This is a genomic window from Rhodoferax sp. GW821-FHT07G04 (assembly GCF_059418585.1).
Genome location: NZ_JBWKQD010000021.1, coordinates 1 through 1,458 on the forward strand (window position 1 = coordinate 1; position 1,458 = coordinate 1,458).

Here is a 1,458-nt window from a genome sequence, read left to right on the forward strand (position 1 = left end):
TGTGGTGGGGGCGGTGGATGTTTGCAAGATTCACTCCTTGAACCCGCCGGGATGGCGGGGTGGAGTGAATTAAACACCATGTTTAAACAAAAATCAAACACTATGTTTAATCTTGTTTAAAAATCGGCGCTACGGCTCTTTTGATTGTCGACAATTGGCTTCCGCAAGCGTCAGGAAATTGATTTCTTGCTGCTTCCGTTCGATTTGTGTCTGAATATCGTCGGTGCTCGGTGATGGCTCTGGCGCGAACCTGATATCACCGTCGGGGAAGGCGATGAAATGCTTGAACCCGACATAGCCGCCCATTGAGTTTTTCGCATTGACAGCCCCGCAACCAACCTTGGATTTTGTGGAGTAGGTTAGGTCTCGAAATTGAGCGGACAACGGATCTTTTAGGGTTGCACGCACCAAATCCTTCACTGTGTCGAGTGGTCGAATCTCGTTGTACCACCATCCGCCCAATGCTGAGACGAAGACAATACTTGCGGCGCCAGCGACTATTTTTTTCTTCAAGTGGTTTCCTCCGATATCTGGCAGGTTTCTATTGGCGGCTGGTCTGCTCGACTTCGCGCATTGTTCCAAACGACTATCGCCCGGGTGCTTTTATAGGTTGCAAAACACAAAACTTCGCCGCTGAACAGGTCAAGCTGATTAACCAGTTGCGGCGTTTGGCGCGGGCGCGTCCTCCTTTATAGGATCACCCCGGTTCTTTACGCGTAGCAATATGTCGTTTTCGATGTGGGTTTTTTCATCCTCGTACAGCAGGTCCCACTGCTGCCGACTGATTGTGTTGAATGGCCATGCCCATGGATTCTTTTCGCTAACGATGTGATTGCCAGGCGCGACTTCACCGTGACCATGTGCTGGAGATGCTGTCCGTCCGAGTAGCCAGTTGGCATCACAACCGAACTTCTTTTGAGCGAGGTTAGCGCCGCGCTGAGAGATGCCTCGCGCCTCCCAATTCTTTATGACCTGGGGTGTTTCCCCCATCGCCAAGGCGAGCTTAGTTTGTCCAGTGATCTGTTTGCTATCACGGACGAACTTGTAAAGGCGCTCCATGGATTGGTGCATCTCGTTCATTGAAACCGATTAAACAAAATGTTTTTACACACCTTGTTTGAAATTTGTTTAAACATGGTGTTTAATAGCGGCTATGACTACTAATCTGCATGACGCCGAGCTGATCGCTCGCCTTGGCGGTCCATCGAGAGTCGCCGAGCTGCTCAACATCAATAAAAAGGGTGGGGCGCAGCGCGTTCAAAACTGGCTCAAGCGAGGCATTCCTGCCGCAGTAAAGCTTAAGCACCCGACGATCCTGATGCCCGAGCTGGTTCAGGCACAAAACATCCACGTCACGACTATCCCCGCCGCGCAGGGGGCTGTAAATGCCTAACCGCCGTCCCTCTGAACCTGCCCAAACTCCGATAGCGAGCGGTGCAAGTATTCCAGCGCAGTCGC

At 51.5% G+C, this 1,458-nt stretch carries 3 protein-coding genes; 1 reads left to right on the top strand and 2 read right to left on the bottom strand.

Going from position 1 to position 1,458, the window contains the following annotated elements; all coding sequences use genetic code 11:
- Positions 1-129: 129 nt before the first annotated feature.
- Together AC07OO_RS25495 and AC07OO_RS25500 are read right to left on the bottom strand one after the other, a co-directional pair.
- Positions 130-513, bottom strand: coding sequence for a hypothetical protein (locus tag AC07OO_RS25495; RefSeq protein WP_495084983.1), 384 nt, complete (start codon positions 511-513; stop codon positions 130-132).
- Between the two features lie 138 nt (positions 514-651).
- Entirely contained in the window at positions 652-1,080 is a 429-nt protein-coding gene (locus AC07OO_RS25500) for a helix-turn-helix domain-containing protein (protein WP_495084984.1), read from the bottom strand.
- 73 nt (positions 1,081-1,153) lie between these two features.
- Between AC07OO_RS25500 and AC07OO_RS25505 the strand changes: the two genes are divergently transcribed.
- Positions 1,154-1,393 (top strand): hypothetical protein, encoded by a 240-nt coding sequence (locus AC07OO_RS25505; protein WP_495084985.1) that lies wholly within the window; start codon positions 1,154-1,156, stop codon positions 1,391-1,393.
- The last annotated feature ends 65 nt before the right edge of the window (positions 1,394-1,458 follow it).

Excerpts from the sequence above, each read along its gene's own strand:
- AC07OO_RS25500 (WP_495084984.1), bottom strand. The coding sequence starts at position 1,080 with ATGAACGAGATGCACCAATCCATGGAGCGCCTTTACAAGTTCGTCCGT.
- AC07OO_RS25505 (WP_495084985.1), top strand. The coding sequence starts at position 1,154 with ATGACTACTAATCTGCATGACGCCGAGCTGATCGCTCGCCTTGGCGGT.